14 protein-coding genes are annotated in these 17,100 nt (G+C 61.5%); 3 read left to right on the top strand and 11 right to left on the bottom strand.

The window, feature by feature from the left end; all coding sequences use genetic code 11:
- The 9 genes from M5G18_RS13640 to M5G18_RS13600 all read right to left on the bottom strand — a co-directional run bounded on the left by M5G18_RS13640 (position 1) and on the right by M5G18_RS13600 (position 9,619).
- On the bottom strand, positions 1-810 hold the full coding sequence (locus M5G18_RS13640; RefSeq protein WP_273897924.1) for a MetQ/NlpA family ABC transporter substrate-binding protein: 810 nt from the start codon (positions 808-810) through the stop codon (positions 1-3).
- 13 nt (positions 811-823) lie between these two features.
- Complete coding sequence (locus tag M5G18_RS13635; RefSeq protein WP_273897925.1) at positions 824-2,188, bottom strand: LLM class flavin-dependent oxidoreductase; 1,365 nt, start codon at positions 2,186-2,188, stop codon at positions 824-826.
- Positions 2,188-3,381 carry an SfnB family sulfur acquisition oxidoreductase gene (locus M5G18_RS13630; protein ID WP_273926133.1) on the bottom strand — a complete coding sequence of 398 codons (1,194 nt, stop codon included), beginning with the start codon at positions 3,379-3,381 and terminating at the stop codon, positions 2,188-2,190. Before M5G18_RS13630 ends, M5G18_RS13635 begins: the two co-directional genes overlap by 1 nt.
- A gap of 38 nt (positions 3,382-3,419) precedes the next feature.
- A complete protein-coding gene (locus tag M5G18_RS13625; RefSeq protein WP_273897926.1) occupies positions 3,420-4,661 on the bottom strand; it encodes an SfnB family sulfur acquisition oxidoreductase in 1,242 nt (413 codons plus the stop codon).
- Between the two features lie 266 nt (positions 4,662-4,927).
- A complete protein-coding gene (locus M5G18_RS13620) occupies positions 4,928-5,692 on the bottom strand; it encodes a hypothetical protein (protein WP_273897927.1) in 765 nt (254 codons plus the stop codon).
- Positions 5,693-6,148: 456 nt separating this feature from the next.
- Positions 6,149-6,898 carry an L-cystine ABC transporter ATP-binding protein TcyN gene (gene tcyN, locus M5G18_RS13615; protein WP_007952738.1) on the bottom strand — a complete coding sequence of 250 codons (750 nt, stop codon included), beginning with the start codon at positions 6,896-6,898 and terminating at the stop codon, positions 6,149-6,151.
- 4 nt (positions 6,899-6,902) lie between these two features.
- Positions 6,903-7,568, bottom strand: coding sequence for a cystine ABC transporter permease (gene tcyL / locus M5G18_RS13610; RefSeq protein ID WP_011331947.1), 666 nt, complete (start codon positions 7,566-7,568; stop codon positions 6,903-6,905).
- Positions 7,568-8,368 (bottom strand): cystine ABC transporter substrate-binding protein, encoded by an 801-nt coding sequence (gene tcyJ, locus M5G18_RS13605; RefSeq protein ID WP_230734714.1) that lies wholly within the window; start codon positions 8,366-8,368, stop codon positions 7,568-7,570. Before tcyJ ends, tcyL begins: the two co-directional genes overlap by 1 nt.
- A 246-nt stretch (positions 8,369-8,614) precedes the next feature.
- A complete protein-coding gene (locus M5G18_RS13600) occupies positions 8,615-9,619 on the bottom strand; it encodes a D-cysteine desulfhydrase (RefSeq protein WP_007952732.1) in 1,005 nt (334 codons plus the stop codon).
- Between the two features lie 190 nt (positions 9,620-9,809).
- On the opposite strand from M5G18_RS13600, the gene epsC reads away from it, so the two are divergent.
- Entirely contained in the window at positions 9,810-10,736 is a 927-nt protein-coding gene (gene epsC / locus M5G18_RS13595) for a serine O-acetyltransferase EpsC (RefSeq protein WP_007952730.1), read from the top strand.
- 583 nt (positions 10,737-11,319) lie between these two features.
- Entirely contained in the window at positions 11,320-13,281 is a 1,962-nt protein-coding gene (gene betT, locus M5G18_RS13590) for a choline transporter BetT (protein WP_162831787.1), read from the top strand.
- 24 nt (positions 13,282-13,305) lie between these two features.
- Here betT and M5G18_RS13585 read toward each other — a convergent pair whose 3' ends face one another.
- Positions 13,306-13,566, bottom strand: a complete 261-nt coding sequence (locus tag M5G18_RS13585) for a hypothetical protein (RefSeq protein ID WP_007952727.1) — start codon at positions 13,564-13,566, stop codon at positions 13,306-13,308.
- A 64-nt stretch (positions 13,567-13,630) separates the two neighbouring features.
- Entirely contained in the window at positions 13,631-14,668 is a 1,038-nt protein-coding gene (locus M5G18_RS13580; protein WP_273897928.1) for a LacI family DNA-binding transcriptional regulator, read from the bottom strand.
- A gap of 206 nt (positions 14,669-14,874) precedes the next feature.
- On the opposite strand from M5G18_RS13580, the gene M5G18_RS13575 reads away from it, so the two are divergent.
- Positions 14,875-17,100: a TonB-dependent receptor gene (locus M5G18_RS13575; protein ID WP_273897929.1), complete on the top strand. Its 2,226-nt coding sequence runs from the start codon at positions 14,875-14,877 to the stop codon at positions 17,098-17,100.

Below are 17,100 nucleotides of genomic sequence, written 5' to 3'. Positions count from 1 at the left end.
TCAGCTTTCCCAACCGGCCTGGTACAGCTTGCCGTGGGCCTTATCCAGCGCGGCGCGAACGGCAGGCGAATGCTGGTAGATGTCGACGAACTTGATCAGGCGCGGGTCGGTCTTGCTCTTCGGCTGGATCACGAACTGAATCACGTATTCCTTGTGATCGAGGCCGTCGAACAGCAGCGCGGAACCGGCATCGAAGGTCTTCGCCAGACGGATGTAGGCCGGGTAGCCCTGGACCAGATCGGCGTCATCGTAGGCGCGCACCAGCTGCACGGCTTCGACTTGCAGGATCTTGATCTTCTTCGGATTGGCGACGATGTCGTCTTCGGTAGCCTTGTAACCGACGCCCGGTTTGAGGGTGATCAGACCGGCCTTGGCCAGCAGTTGCAGACCGCGTCCGCTGTTGATCGGGTCGTTGGCGATGGCGACGCTGGCGCCTTCCGGCAGCTCGTCGAAGCTTCTGTATTTCTTCGAGTACAGGCCGACGTTGTTGATGATCCCGGGGGCGAATGGCACCAGGTCAAAACCTGAAGCCGCCTTGGCGTTTTCCAGGAACGGGATGTGCTGGAAGTAGTTCACGTCAATGTCACCGGCGGCGAGGCTGACGTTCGGTGCGATCCAGTCGGTGAACTCCACCAGCTCGACTTTCAGGCCTTGTTTGGAGGCCTCTTCGACGGCGGCTTCCAGCGGAATCGCGAAGGCGGCGGTGGTGCCGATTTTCAACGGAGCATCGGCGGCGAACACCGCCGAGCTGAACAGGCCGAAGGCCAGGGCCAGTGCTTTGACTGGGTAGGACAGGAGCTTCTTGGTCATGGTGGTTTTCCAGTCAGTGCGAGGAGGAGTGTCGGTAATGAGCGCCGGTGTGTTGCTGCGGCAGGTGCGCTTCGCCGTGAAACAGTTTTTCCCGCAGGCTGCCGGTGTCGTACGCGGTCTTGTACGAGCCGCGCCGTTGCAGTTCGGGAATCACCAGATCGATGAAATCCACATAACTTTCCGGGGTGACGATGCGGGTCAGGTTGAAGCCGTCGAGGCCGGTTTCGGCGATCCAGGATTCCAGTTCATCCGCCACTTGCTGCGGCGAGCCGACCACGGTGATGTAGCGTCCACCGAGGGCGTGCTGGTCGAGCAACTTGCGCCGGGTCCAGTCGTTGTTCTGCAGGTTCTTGGTGGCGGACTGGATCGCGTTGCTTTTGACGTACTGGATCGGTTCGTCGATTTCGTACTGGGAAAAATCGATCCCGGTGGACGCCGAAAAATGCGCCACGCCCGCTTCGGCGCTGGCGTAGCTCAGGTATTCGGCGTGCTTGGCCCAGGCCGCTTCCTCGGTCTCGCCGACGATCACGTTCAGGCCCATGAACACCTTGATGTCCTCGGGATTGCGACCTGCTTCGACGGCGCTGGCGCGGACCTTGTCCACCTGTACTTTGGTCGACGGCTTGTTCTGGCCGCTGATGAACACGCACTCGGCATGGCGTCCGGCGAACAGCAGACCGCGATCCGAACTGCCGGCCTGGAACAGCACCGGCGTGCGCTGCGGCGACGGCTCGCACAGGTGATAACCCTCGACCTGATAGAACTCACCCTTGTGTTCGACCTTGTGCACCTTGTCCGGCTGCGCGTAGATCCGCTGCTGCGGATCGTTGAGCACTGCACCGTCTTCCCAGCTTCCTTCCCAGAGTTTGTAGAGCACTTCGAGGTACTCGTCGGCCTGGTCGTAACGCCGGTCGTGCTCGACCTGTTCACTGAGGCCCATGGCCTTGGCGGCGCTGTCCAGGTAACCGGTGACGATGTTCCAGCCCACCCGCCCACGGCTCAGGTGATCGAGGGTCGACATACGCCGGGCGAACAAATATGGCGGCTCGTAGGTGAGGTTGGCGGTCAGGCCGAAGCCGAGGTTTTTGGTCACCGCGGACATCGCCGATACCAGCAGCAGCGGATCGCTGACCGGCAGCTGGATCGACTCTTTCAGGGTGACGTCCACCGAGTTCTGATAGACGTCGTACACGCCGACGATGTCAGCGATGAACAGCCCGTCGAACAGCCCGCGCTCCAGCAGTTGCGCCAGTTCGGTCCAGTACTCGATGGTCTTGTACCGGGTCGAGGTGTCGCGAGGGTGGGTCCACAACCCGTGGTTGATGTGGCCGATGCAGTTCATGTTGAACGCATTGAGCAGGATCTTTTTCTTGCTCATCAGATGGTCCCTCGCAGTGGAGGGTTTTCATCGTTGAGGTAGTAATTGCCGACCGCGTGATACTTCCAGCGCACCGGGTCGTGCAGGGTGTGCACCCGGGCGTTGCGCCAGTGGCGGTCGAGGCCATGCTCGATCAGGGGGGCCTGGCTGCCGGCCAGTTCGAACAGGGTGCTGCCGGCGGCCAAGGAGATTTCGGTGCTGATCGCCCGTGCTTCGGCGACGGCAATCGAGGCTGCCGCCACCGTTTCGGCGTTGGTCTCGGCCTGGGCTGCGTCGAGGAATTCGCCGGCGCGTTCGAGCAGGGCTTCGGTGGCGTGCAGGCGAATGCTCAAGTGGCCGAAACTCTTGAGGGTCAGCGGGTCTTCGGTGGCCTTGTCGTTGCCCGAATCGATCCATGGCCGGGTTTTGCTGCGTACAAAGTGCAGCGCATCTTCGTAGGCGGCGCGGGCGATGCCGGTGTCGATGGCGGCGTGAAGGATCTGCGCCAGCGGGCCGACCGGGGTCGGGCGCTCGAAGGCGCTCTGGAACGGAATGACATCTTCGGCGGCGACATACACGTCTTCGAACACCACCGAACCGCTGCCGGTGGTGCGCTGACCGAAGCCGCTCCAGTCGTCGATCACGGTCAGGCCTTTGCTGTCACGCGGGACGAAGGCCAATTGCTGCACGCCGTTTTCATCGACTACCGACGTTGGAATGCGTTGGGCGTAAATGGCGCCGGTCGCATAGAACTTGCGGCCGTTGATGCGATAACCGCTGCCGTCGCGTTTCAGGCTGGTAACCCGGTCATGGGCAGTCTTGGTGCCCAGCTCTGCCAGGGCATTGCCGAAGCGCTGGCCGGCGAGGACTTCGGCGTACAGCCGTTGTTTCTGCTCGTGGCTGCCGTTCACCCGAAGCACTTCGAGGGCATAGAAATGGTTCTGCGGAATCTGCCCCAGCGAGCCGTCGGCCCGGGCGATCAGGGCGATGACTTTGGCCAGGGTCACGTTGGACACGCCGGCGCCGCCGTACTCCTTGGGCACGCTGATGCCCCACAGGCCGGAGCGGGAAAACACGTCGAGTTCCGGCAGCGGCAGGCGGCGTTCGCGGTCGCGCAGGTTGCTGTCGCGCTGGAAGTCTTCGGCCAGGTCGCTGGCGACGATCAGGGCTTGCTCGTCGCTGGTGATGACCGCGACGGGATGGGAAAGAGTCATGTGTTTCTCCAGAGATCTGGTCAAAAGTGTTCTGGTCGTCAGATCCAGGAATGGCGAGCCGGCAACTTGCCGTTGAGGCGATAGGCGCCGACCGCGTGGTACTTCCAGCGCACCGGGTCGTGCAGCGTGTGCACCCGGGCGTTGCGCCAGTGACGGTCGAGGTTGAATTCGGCGAGGGTGGCGCGGCTGCCGGCCAGCTCGAAGAGCTTTTCGCTGGCCAGCAGCGAGATCTCGGTGGTCAGCACCTTGGCTTCGGCCACGGCAATCGAGGCGCGGGCGGCGGACTCGGCGGTGAGTGGTGCGGCGTGCACCTGATCCAGCACTTGTCCGGCCTTGCGCAGCAGCGCTTCGGCGGCGTGCAGTTCGATTTTCAGTTTGCCGATGTCGGCGATCACGTAGAGGTCATCGCTGGCCCGTTCGACGTTGGCGTCGACCCACGGCCGGGCGCGGTTCTTGACGAATTCGATGGCGTCATCGATGGCGCCACGGGCGATGCCGGCGTCGATCGCCGCTTGAATCAGCTGCGACACCGCGCCTTGGGTGTTGGGCTTTTCGTTGATCTTCCAGTTGTCCACCACGAGGCCGGCATCGACCCGCACGTTGTTCAACAGGATCGTGCCGCTGGCGGTGGTGCGCTGGCCGAAACCCGACCAGTCATCGACGATGCGCAATCCCGGCGTGCCGCGACGGACGAAAGCCAGCACTTGTTTGCCGTCATCGTTGAGCGCCTTGACCGCGACCCAGTGGGCGAACAGGGCGCCGGTGGAATAGAACTTCTGGCCGTTGATCACGTAGTCGTCGCCGTCAGCGGTGATGCGCGCTTTCAATTCCAGGGTGTCTTTGGTACCGCGCTCAGGCCCGGCGTTACCGATGCGCCAGCCTTCGAGCACGCTCTGCAGCAGCTGTTTTTTTTGCTGTTCGGTGGCGCTGCCAAGGATCAGGTTGATGATGCCGAACTGGTTCTGCGGAATCTGTCCCAGTGCCGGGTCGGCCGCGGAAATGATCGCGAACACCTCGGCCAGGGTGACGAAGGAAACCTGCGGCCCGCCGTACTCGCGCGGGATGGCGATGCTGCCGAGGCCGCTGCGGGTGAACTGTTCGATTTCCGACCACGGCAGCTTGCGCTGGCGATCACGTTTGGCGGCCTGCACGCGGGCAACTTGCGCCAGCTCGTGGGCGGCCTTGATGGCTTGAGCGTCGTTGCGCAGCACTTGCGCGGGCAACAACAACGGGGCGATGTCCAGGTCACTCTGGACGTTTGCGTCTGCCAGACTGGACATCAGTGCCGCTCCTTGGCTGCACGCAATGCCCTGGCGATCTGCACTGGGGTGATTGTGTTCCGGACCATGTTACCTACCTCACATCTCATGAAAAACGCCGCAAAAGTGCGGCGAACGAAAGAATGTCCGGTGGTCCGGTTCATATACCCTAAGCGCGTATAAAATTTAAATAAACTAACTTTTAGGAATATGTATAGAAGGGGGCGTGGTCCGGTTGGTTAAGCGCGCGGCGGCGAAGGAAGTCGTCCCTCGCCGACCATCGATCCTCATTTTTTTTGCGGCTCTGCGGCCTTCAGCGTTTCCTTGAGCGGCACCTTGAGGTAGGGATTTACGCAACCGATCTTCAGCGTTCGCGGCGGTGCCCAGCGCGAGTTGTTGCCGACCCGGTCGAGGATGCAATAGGTCACGTCCAGCCGCAGATCTTCACCTGCCTCGGTGATGATCGCCGGCGGCACCCAGACCTGGATCGGGTTGCCGATGTCGGCAGCTGTGATGCGTGCCAGATCCATCCGCACATCGCCCCAGCGCAGGGTGATGGCGTCGTCTTCGGCCATGTTCAGATAGGGCTCGATGGTGAGCGGCACGCCGCGTCTGATCTGGTTCGCGTTGACTCCCTGACGGCGAATGGTGTCGGGCAGGGTCACGGGGGCGAGTTGCTGGTTTTCGTCACCGCACACTGCCGGTGGCTGCCCGCCGGGGCAGTCGAGCTTGACCGTGACCCGCGCGGCTGCCGACAGCGATGGTCCATGGCCCACCCGCATGACCCGGTAGTGGATGCGAGACGAACCGCTGGCGATAAAACTCTCCGGCACTCGCAGACTGACGGGGATGGCGACGTCTTGCGCTGTCAGCACGTGAGAGGCGACATAGCAGTTGTTCCAGAACAGTTCGATCAGATCGCCGGTGTCCATGTCCGGGTAGGGCGGCACATCGACCAGCAGATGAGCCGCTGCTGCGAGGTTGATGCCGTGGTTTTGGGATGGCGCCAGGCTCGGCGCGGCCAGTTCGGGGATGTGCGAAGTGCGGGTCATGAAATCCTCTCCTTGAAGCCTTGCAGCGAAATCCGTTTCTGAAAGTTCAAATGGCGTGAATTGCCCGGTAATAGAATCAGGGTCGTTCGGCCATTCGTTATCGGGTCTAGGTAATGTTGTGGGGCGCGATGAGTGACTAGATAAAAGTTCGCTGAATGGCGTGTCAACGGAGAGTATTAGTTAATTGAAGAATTACGGATTTATCAGAAGCTTCCTACGCCGATAAGGCACTCTACCTATCCTGCCTGGCGAATCGGGCCACAGCTTTTAGCGGTTTTTATTGTTCTGTCGTCGGTCGGTTTGTACAGCTGGAAATTTGCAGGGGGCAAACTTTAATCGCGGCGAGACTGTTGCAGGACATATATATGTAATGCAGTCGCTGGATTAAGTTTTTTAGTGGGAGGGTGTAAGCGAAACTTCCATCCATGGAAGTTTATATTCAGGAAAGTTTACGGATCAGCCGTTGTTTCTGAACTTGCTGAGGAACTGTCGAGTGCGTTCTTCTTTCGGATTGGCAAACAACGCTTTCGCTTCACCTTGTTCGACGATCACGCCTTTATCGAAAAACACCACGCGGTTGGCCACATCACGAGCGAACGCCATTTCGTGGGTGACGATCACCATGGTGCGTTTCTCCTCGGCGAGGCCGCGGATGGTCGCCAGTACTTCACCTACCAGTTCCGGATCGAGGGCCGAGGTCGGCTCGTCGAACAGGATCACTTCCGGCTCCATCGCCAGCGCCCGGGCAATCGCCACGCGCTGTTGCTGGCCACCGGACAGGCGCCGCGGGTAGGCGTCTTCCTTGCCCGCCAGGCCGACCTTGGCCAGCAGCTTCTTGCCCAGGGCAATGGCTGCATCGCGGGGCGTCTTCTTGACCACGATCGGGCCTTCGATGACGTTTTCCAGTGCGGTGCGGTGCGGGAACAGGTTGAAGTTCTGGAACACGAAGCCCACGTGCTGGCGCAGGTTGCGCACCAGGCTCTGCTGCTGGTTCAGCGGGCGGCTGGTATCGATTTCGATATCGCCGACCTTGATCCGGCCGCTGGTGGGTTGCTCGAGGAAGTTCAGGCAACGCAGGAACGTGGTCTTGCCCGAGCCGCTGGGGCCGATGATTGCCACGACCTCGCCTTCCTTCACCTCCAGATCAATGCCGTTGAGCACGACTTGACCCTTGAACTGCTTTGTCAGTTTTTCCACGACAATCATGGGGTCAGGACTCCTGGTCGTGCCGATTGACCCGCTCTTCCAACTTGTTCTGGAAGTGCGACAGCACCGTGGCCAGAATCCAGTAGATCAGCGCGGCGGCAAGATACATGGTGAAGACTTCGAAAGTCCGGGCGGTAATCAGTTGTGCCTGGCGGAACAGCTCCGGCACCTGAATGGTGGCGGCCAGTGCGGTGTCCTTGACCAGCGAAATGAAGCTGTTGCCCAGCGGCGGCAACGCCGTGCGCATCGCTTGCGGCAGGATGGCCCGGCGCAGGGTCTGCGCGCGGGTCATGCCGATGCTCGCAGCGGCTTCCCACTGGCCGCGTTCGATCGAACCGATCGCGGCACGCAGGATTTCACAGGCGTAGGCGGCCATGTTCAGCGAGAAGCCGATCAGCGCCGCCGGCAGCGGGTCGAGTTCCATGCCCAATTGCGGCAAGCCGTAATAGATCACGAACAGTTGCACCAGCAACGGCGTGCCGCGAAAGAACGACACGTAGATGCGGGCCAGCCAGCTGACCGACTTGAAACGCGACAGGCGCATCAACGCCAGGCCAAAGCCCAGCAGCAGGCCGAAGAACATGCCGCCCAGGCTAAGGATTACCGTGTAGTACGCGCCCTTCAACAGGAAGGGCGCGGAGTCCAGAGCGAGTTGGAAAGCTTCTTCCATTATTTGGTGACGTCAGCGTTGAAGTATTTCGTGGACAGCTTCTCAAGGGTGCCGTCGGCACGCAGTTCGTCGAGGGCCTTGTTCACGGCGGCCAGCAGTTCAGGCTCGCCTTTGCGCAGGGCCACACCGGCTTCCTGACGCGAGAAGGCTTCACCGGCAGCGACGGTTTTCGGCGCTTTCTTGGCGTATTCCAGTGCTGCCAGACGGTCGATCAGAATCGCGTCGGTACGGCCGTTGTTCAGGTCGGCGAACTTGGTCGGATCATCGTCGTAGGTGCGAACGTCGGCACCCGGCACGTTGGCGCGGACCCATTGTTCGTAGTTGGTGCCCAGACCCACGCCGACTTTCTTGCCGGACAGGTCGGCGGCGGACTTGATGTTCAGCGCGGCGGCCTTGTCTTTCAGCACCAGCGCCTGAATCCCGGAAACGGTGTACGGCTCGGAGAAGTCATACTTCTTCTTGCGCTCTTCGGAGATGGTCACTTGGTTGACCACGACGTCCAGACGCTTGGATTCCAGGGCCGCGAGGATGCCGTCCCATTTGGTCGGCTGAATCTTGGCCTTCACGCCCAGCTTCTTGGCCAGGGCTTCGGACAGCTCGACTTCGAAACCCGACAGCTTGCCGTCGGCATCGACGAAGCTGAACGGTGGGTAAGTGCCTTCCAGGCCGACGTTGATAACGCCTTTGTCCTTGATCTGTTGCAGTTGCTCACCGGCAACCGCCTGCCCCAGCAGACCGGCGCTCAGTGCCAGGCCCAGCGAACCTACCAGCAGATTTCGACGTAGTGCGGAAAGAATCATGACAAGCCCCTGTGTTTTCTTATGGAAGACGCTTAAGGAAAGTTGGCGAATCCGGGAATTGGACGACAGCGCTATCCTGCCTTAAAGCAGCTTATGCGTCTCTCGCGAAATTCGCCTGCGGCGAGACTATATGACGGTTCTTTTAGAATGGAAAATAATGAATTATCCGTTTGTTATTCTTTTAGTGAATATGTATTCGAGCTGACGCTGAGCGTTCCCGCGTCGGGCGCGGGAACGCGTTCAGGCCTACAGAAAGTCCTTGTACGCGAACAACGCCGGGGCGCCGCCGGTGTGCAGGAAGATGATCGGGCCGTCGTCGAAACGCCCGCGACCGATGCCGTCGAGCAGCCCGGCCATGGCCTTGCCGGTGTAGACCGGATCGAGCAACACGGCGTCCTGACTGGCCAACAGTTTCACCGCCGCCAGTGTCCCGGCGTTCGGCTCGCCGTAGCGCGGGCCGAAGTATTCGTCCCACAACTCGACCTTGAAGCTGTCCGGCAGCGCCACACCCAGCAGGTCGGCGGTGCGTTCGGCCAGGCCCTGGACTTTCGGGCGCTGGTCTTCTTCGCTGCGCGATACCGTCACGCCGATCACCGGCAGTTGCGGCAGGGCTTCGCTCAAGGCCAGCGCCAGACCGCTGTGGGTGCCGGCACTGCCCGAGGCCAGGACCACGGCAGAAAATTGCAGCCCGGTGTCCTTGATCTGTTCCGCTAGTTCCAGGCCGGCGCGCACGTAACCTAGCGCGCCGAGGGCGTTGGAGCCACCGATCGGCACCAGATACGGCTTCTTGCCGTTGCTGCGCAGGCGCACGGCGAGGGCGGCCAGTTGTTCGTCGGCGTTGTCGAGGTTGTCGACCAGTTCGACCTTGGTGTCGAACAGGTCCAGCAGCAGGCGGTTGCCGTTGCCGGTGTAGTTGCTGTCGTCGGTGCCCAACGGATTTTCCAGCAGGGCCACGCAGCCCAGGCCGAGTTTCGCGGCCAGTGCGGCGGTCTGGCGAACGTGGTTCGATTGCAGTGCACCGGCGGTGATCAGGGTGTCGGCGCCTTGGGCGAGGGCATCGGCGGCGAGGTATTCGAGCTTGCGCAGCTTGTTGCCGCCCATGGCCAGTGGCGTCAGATCATCGCGTTTGATGTAGACATCGCGGCCGAGCCAGGTGGACAGGCGCTCGAGTTTTTCCAGTGGGGTCGGTTGGCCGAGCAGGTCGAGGCGGTTAAAGCGATCCAGCTGTTGTTTGATCGGTTGTGTGGACATGGTTCCGTACTGATGCAAGGAGATGTCAGGACTATAGGCACGCCGATTTACCGGGGCAACCGCCAATCGCTTATAGCCAAACGTGCTTATGCCAGCACTATCGGTTCTTAATTCGCGCCCGTGGGCTTGCCGTAAAGTAGTCGCCGTTGACGCGGCCAGACAGTCCGGCCGCCCGTGAGGAGTCTTTACCGTGAGCGAGCGTTCCAGCCATTGGCAATTGCAGACCATCGTCAGCCAGCTACGTACTGCGCGGGATCAGTGGCGGGCACAAAATGGCCGTGCTTCCGGCGAGCAGGGTGGGCGCGAGTTGCCGTCCCGGGATGCGATGGCGCAGATCCTGGAAGCCCTGTGCGGCGCACTGTTTCCGATGCGGCTGGGGCCGGTGGATCTGCGTGAGGAAAGCGAGGATTTCTACGTCGGTCACACCCTCGACGTCGCGCTGAATGCATTGCTGGCCCAGGCACGACTCGAACTGCGTTACGTCGCCCGTCACAGCGCCCAGGCCGATACCGAAGTCGAGGCGCAGGCGATCAGGATCATCCAGGATTTCGCCCTCGCGTTGCCGGGCCTGCGCAGCCTGCTCGACACCGATGTGCTGGCGGCGTATCACGGCGATCCGGCGGCGCGCAGCGTTGATGAAGTGCTGCTGTGCTATCCGGGGATTCTGGCGGTGATTCACCATCGTCTGGCTCACCATTTGTATCGCGCAGGTCTGCCGCTGCTGGCGCGGATCAGTTCGGAAATCGCCCACTCGGCGACCGGCATCGATATTCACCCGGGTGCGCAGATCGGCCGCAGTTTCTTCATCGACCACGGGACCGGCGTGGTGATCGGCGAGACCGCGATCATCGGCGAGCGCGTCAGGATTTATCAGGCGGTGACCCTCGGCGCCAAACGCTTCCCGGCGGACGAGGACGGCCAGTTGCAGAAAGGCCATCCGCGCCATCCGATCGTCGAGGACGACGTGGTGATTTACGCCGGGGCGACTATTCTCGGGCGGATCACCATCGGCAAAGGCTCGACCATCGGCGGCAACGTGTGGCTGACCCGCAGCGTGCCGGCCGGGTGCAACCTGACTCAGGCTAACCTGCAGCATGATGACGGGACGCAGAAGTAAGGCACTAAAGGGCTACCCCTCACCCCAGCCCTCTCCCGGAGGGAGAGGGAGCCGACCGAGGTGTCTTGCGCTATACATCGACTTGAAACACCGAGTCGATTATGGATTCAGCGGAGCACTTTCACGTCGGCGTATTTCTTGAATATCCCCAATCAGTCCCTCTCCCTGAGGAGAGGGGGCCTATACATCGACCTGAAAAAACCAGTCGATTATGGATTCGGTGCAGCAAGATCAGGGCAGCGAAATTCTCAAGCATCCCCCAATCAGTCCCCTCTCCCCCCGGGAGAGGGTTAGGGTGAGGGCGCTTTTGACTTTGATTTTTCCACTGAACGAATCCGCCCAAACCCCCGTCATACCCAACCTTGAGCTAGCGTACGAAAGGTACCGCTGAGCCCTGCGATTAGTCCTGAGCGTACTATCCATGTTTAACTTGAACGTTCATTCAAGTTAAACCGACGGTTCGCTGCCCGCTCACAACAGGAGGCTTGCCTTTGCTGAGTCCGATCATTTCAGCCATTTTCCAACCCCTTGAGGTGCACCGTTCATGAGTGCATCGTCCACCCCCGCCAGCGGTCTGGTACGCATGAATCCGCCGGTGTTCTGGTTCGCCGCGACGGTGATCCTGCTGTTCGGCCTGACGGTCATCGCCATGCCGGAACAGGCCGGTGCCTGGCTCCTTGAAGCGCAAAACTGGGCGGCCAATACGGTCGGCTGGTACTACATGCTTGCGATGACCCTGTATCTGGTCTTCGTGGTGGTCACCGCGTTATCGGGCTACGGCAAGATCAAACTCGGTGCCGACCACGACGAACCCGAATTCAGTTATCTGTCTTGGGCCGGCATGCTGTTCGCCGCCGGGATCAGCATCACGCTGTTTTTCTTCTGCGTGTCCGAACCGCTGACCCACATGCTCCAGCCGCCGCAAGGCGAGGCCGGCACCGCGGAGGCGGCGCGTCAGGCGATGCAGATTCTGTTTCTGCACTGGGGCCTGCACGGCTGGGGCGTGTTCGCCTTTGTCGGCATGGCGCTGGCGTATTTCGCGTATCGGCATAACCTGCCGCTGGCCCTGCGTTCGGCGCTGTACCCGCTGATCGGCAAACGCATCAACGGCCCCATCGGCTACGCGGTGGACGGCTTCGGCATCATCGCTACGGTGTTCGGCCTCGGTGCGGACATGGGCTTCGGCGTGCTCCATCTCAACTCCGGTCTCGACTACCTGTTCGGCATCGCCCACACCCAGTGGATTCAGGTCGGCCTGATCACGCTGATGATGGGCGCGGCGATCATCGTCGCCGTCTCCGGTGTGGATAAAGGCGTGCGGGTCATGTCCGACATCAACATGCTGCTGGCCTGTGCGCTGCTGCTGTTCGTGTTGTTCGCCGGCCCCACCCAGCATTTGCTCAACACCCTGATCCAGAACCTTGGCGACTACCTCGGCGCTTTGCCGATGAAGAGTTTCGACCTCTACGCCTACGACAAACCGAGCGACTGGCTCGGCGGCTGGACAGTCTTCTACTGGGCCTGGTGGATTGCATGGTCGCCGTTCGTGGGCCTGTTCATCGCACGCATTTCCCGTGGCCGGACCATCCGCGAATTCGTCTTCGGCGTGCTGCTGATTCCGCTCGGTTTCACCCTGGCGTGGATGTCGATCTTCGGCAACAGCGCCATCGACCAGGTGCTCAACCACGGCATGTCGGCGCTGGGCATGTCGGCCCTCGACAACCCGTCGATGACCCTTTACCTGCTGCTGGAAACCTATCCGTGGAGCAAGACCGTTATCGCGGTGACGGTGTTCATCAGCTTCGTGTTCTTCGTCACCTCCGCCGACTCCGGCACCGTGGTGCTCTCGACGCTGTCGGCGAAGGGCGGCAACCCGGATGAAGACGGGCCGAAATGGCTGCGGGTGTTCTGGGGGGCGATGACCGCACTGGTGACCAGTGCCCTGCTGTTCTCCGGCAGCATCGATGCGCTGAAGTCGGCGGTGGTGCTGACCTCGTTGCCGTTCTCGCTGATTCTGCTACTGATGATGTGGGGCCTGCACAAGGCGTTCTATCTGGAGTCGCAGAAGCAGATCGCGCAACTGCATTCGCTGGCGCCGGTGTCCGGCTCACGGCGGGGCAAGGGCGGCTGGCGCCAGCGTCTGAGCCAGGCGGTGCACTTCCCGTCGCGCGACGAGGTCTACCGCTTCATGGACACCACGGTGAAACCGGCCATCGAAGAAGTGACGGCCGTGTTCGCCGAGAAAGGCCTGAACGTGGTCACCCAACCGGATCCGGCGCACGACAGCGTCAGCCTGGAAATCGGCCACGGCGAGCAGCACCCGTTCATCTACCAGGTGCAGATGCGCGGCTACTTCACACCGTCGTTTGCTCGTGGTGGGATGGGCTCCAAGCAGCTCAACAATCGCCGCTACTACCGCGCCGAAGTGCACTTGAGCGAGGGCAGTCAGGACTACGATCTGGTCGGCTACACCAAAGAGCAGATCATCAACGACATCCTCGACCAGTACGAACGGCACATGCAGTTCCTGCATCTGGTGCGTTGATCGGGGCAGGGCGCCGGGACGGCTTCAAGTCTCGGCGCTCAGCACCATGAACAACACCATCGCCGCCAGTGGCACGCCATACACGGCGCTGCCGATCGCAATCTCCGACCCCAACGGCTGCCCGGCGTGCACCACGCCGACCGCACCATTGATCACCGTCAACGCCAGCCACAACGCCGCGAAACCGTAGGCCAGCGTCTGCCGACTGAAGCCGATGCGCTCGCCGATGTAAAACATCAGCGCCAGCAGGATCAGGCCGAAGAAGATGATGATTGCGGTGTGCATGGTCGCGCCTGTGGAATGTGCGGTATTACCTAGAGCATAGCCAAACCAGCCCACGCCATATTCGTCAGGTACTTTCCCGCTCAATGACCGTGCACTGCAGCAGATTCAACCGCTGCACCTCATCGCTCGGCAACACGCCCAGACTTTCCAGCACCCGCGTCGCCGCCAGCACGCCGATCTCCAGCGCGGGCGGTTTGATCGTGCTCAGGCTCGGCAGCAGCATCTCGGCGAACGGGTAGTCGCCGAAACCGAGGACGGCGTAGTCTTCGGGGATCTTGAGGCCGGCGCGTTGTCCGGCCAGCAGACCGCCGGCGGCGAGGTTGTCGTTGGCGAAGATGATGGCGTCCGGGCGCGGTGAGGCGTTCATCAGCGCTTGCATTGCTTGCTTGCCGGCCTCGAACGGGGCGCGATCGGCGTCCGGTGCGAATACCCAGGGCTCAAGTCCTAGCTCACGCACGGTCGCTGCATAACCGTCGCGGCGTTCCAGTGCGCTGAAGTCGCCGGGTGCGCTGTTCTGCACGAAGGCGATGCGTCTATAGCCTTTGCCGTGCAGATAGCGAGCGGCGCTGACACCCACTTCGAAGTGCGAGAAACCGATCTGCATCGGCTCCCGATCCGGTTGGTAATCCCAGGTTTCGACCACCGGAATATCCGCCTCGGCGAGCATCTTTTCCGTACCCGCGCTGTGGAAGTGACTGGTGACCACCAACGCTGCAGGCGACCAGCCTAGGAACGCCCGCACGGCGTTTTCTTCCTGTTCAGTGCTGAAGTAACTCGATGCCAGAAGAAGCTGATAACCGTGACGGCTGAGGGTGTCGCTGAAGCCCTGAATGGTGTTGGCGAAGATCGGCCCGGAGATGTTCGGAATCACCATGCCGACGATTTTCCCCCGCGCCGAGGCGAGCCCGCCTGCCACCAGATTCGGCACATAACCCAGCTCGGCGACAACCGCCGCGATCCGTTCGCGGCGTTCGGGCGAGACCTGTTCCGGCTGGTTGAAGTAACGCGACACGGTGATCGCCGAAACACCGGCCTGGCGTGCCACCGCATTGAGGGTCACGCGACCGGCGCCACGGCGTTTGCGGGGCTTTTCTTCGCTCAAGGCTCGATCCTTCTTAAAAACCAAAACGCATATAAAAGTAATTTTTCAGTATTGGACGGTCTATGTCCGGCTTGCCAATACTGGCGATGTTAGCGCTAACAAAGCGCGTTGTCTGCTACTCGCTCGAGCGAATGCCCAAGACACCGAGACAGGCGCTGTCGTCGCAGAACGGCAGCGGTTCAGGGCAACTTTTCGAGCGGGCAAACATGCACAACATTCCTGGGGCGACACATAAACTGGCGCAATCGATCCGCGCTGCGGGCTGGCTACTCACCGGGCTGGCCGCGCTGCCGCTGCCCGCCGCGTTCGCCGCCGACAGCACCGATCAGGAGCCGACACTCAAGTCCGTCACGGTCACCGCCACCCGCCGCGAAGAGTCGCTGCAAAAGGTGCCGGTGGCGGTGTCGGTGATTGACGGCGAGCAGCTGGAACGCGACAACCGCAACAGCGTGGCGAGCATCGTCCAGCAAGTGCCGTCGCTGAATTTCCGCACCGGCGCATCGAACAAGGACACTTCGTTGTTCGTGCGTGGCGTGGGCACGATTTCTACCTCGCCGGGCGTCGAGCCGACCGTGGCCACAGTAATCGATGGCGTGGTTTATGCCCGCCCCGGCCAATCCACTCTGGATCTGTTGGACCTGGAGCGCGTCGAAGTCCTGCGAGGCCCACAAGGCACGCTGTTCGGCAAGAACGCCTCGGCCGGCGTGCTGAACATCACCAGCAAGGCGCCGACCGCCGAGACCCACGGCTACATCGATCAGTCGTACTACAGCGGCAACGAAAGCCGCACCCGTTTCGGCATCGGCGGCAGCCTGATTCCGGACACGCTCAAGGGCTCGATCAGCACCTTGTTCGGCACTTACGACGGCAACGTCGACAACCAGCACAACGGTCAGGAGGTCAACGGTTACAACCACCGCGGCGTGCGCGGCAAACTGGAATTCACCCCGAACGACGACATCACCTTCACCCTGATCGCCGACTACATGCAGTCCCACGATGACGGCCCCAACGGCGTCGTCACCAAGTCGTTGACCCCGGCCTTCGCCAACGCGCTGAGCCCGGTCAGCGTGACCAGCCACAACCGCGATATCAACACCGACACCCGCACCCACGTCGAGGACACCAACAAGGGCCTGTCCGGACAACTCGATTGGCAACTGGGCGATTACACCCTGACCTCGATCACCGCGTGGCGCGGCTGGGACAACACCCAGTATCAGGATGGCGACCGCCTCGGCACGGTAACGGCGGCGTTCCCCGGCACGGCGGACAAGGGCGATCTGGCCTTCGACCAGTACTCGCAGGAGCTGCGTCTGGCGTCGCCGAAAGGTGAGTTCCTCGAATACGTTGGCGGCCTGTTCTACATGCACGGCAAGGACGAGGAAACCTATCAACGCACCCTGACCACCACCACACGAACTGATCGCGGCGTCGCCGATTACAGCACCACCAGCGACAGCTATGCGGTGTTCGGCGAGAGCACGCTGAATTTCACCTCGGACTTCCGTGGCATCGCCGGCCTGCGCTACACCCACGACGATCTCGAATACGATCACCGTCGAGTCTCCACTTCCGCCACCACCGTCAGCGGCATCCAACCGGCCACCCGCAGTTCCGGTTCGGTGGACGAGGATGGCTGGTCCGGCCGCCTCGGTTTGCAGTACGACCTGAGCGATACCGTCACCACTTATCTGACCTATTCGCGCGGCTACAAAGGCCCGGCATACAACGTGTTCTTCAACATGCAGCCGCGTGATACCGAAGCGCTGAAACCGGAAACCTCCAACACCTGGGAGGCGGGGATCAAAGCCTCAAGCTGGAACAATCGCCTGACCACCAACCTCGCGGTTTTCCACAGCGACTACGACAACTACCAGGCAAACTTTTTCGACACCGTCGCCGGGCAAGTCGTAACGCGCCTGATCAACGCCGGCAGCGTCAGCACCGAGGGTGTGGAACTTGATTTCGCTCTGCAGGCGACCCAGCAACTGAAGTTCTCCGGCGCGCTGGCCTACACCCGCGCTCGTATCGACGAGTTCGCCTGCCCGGCGGGCGCGGCGGCCTCGTGCAACGTCAACGGCAAACCGCTGCCGTTCAGCCCGGACTGGAAAAGCTACGTGCGGGCCGACTACACCATCCCGCTGGATAACGGTCTGGATATCGAACTCGGCACCGACTACAGCTGGCAGAGCGAAGTGCAGTACGACATCAGCCAGAACGCCGATACCAAACAGGGCGCCTACGGCCTCTGGAACGCCAGCGTGGCCCTGGCCGATTACACCAATGGCTGGCGCGTGGCGTTACTCGGCAAAAACCTCACCGACAAGTCCTATTCGCCATTGCTCGCCAGCGGCGGCAACTACATCTACCGCGCCGTGCCTCGCGATGACGAGCGCTACTTCGGCGTGCAACTGCGCAAGGACTTCTGA

The organism is Pseudomonas aphyarum (genome assembly GCF_028657055.1).
GTDB classification, from domain to species: Bacteria; Pseudomonadota; Gammaproteobacteria; order Pseudomonadales; family Pseudomonadaceae; genus Aquipseudomonas; species Aquipseudomonas aphyarum.
Note: the sequence above shows the minus strand (reverse complement) of the source record. Positions and strands in the feature narration are given on the sequence as shown.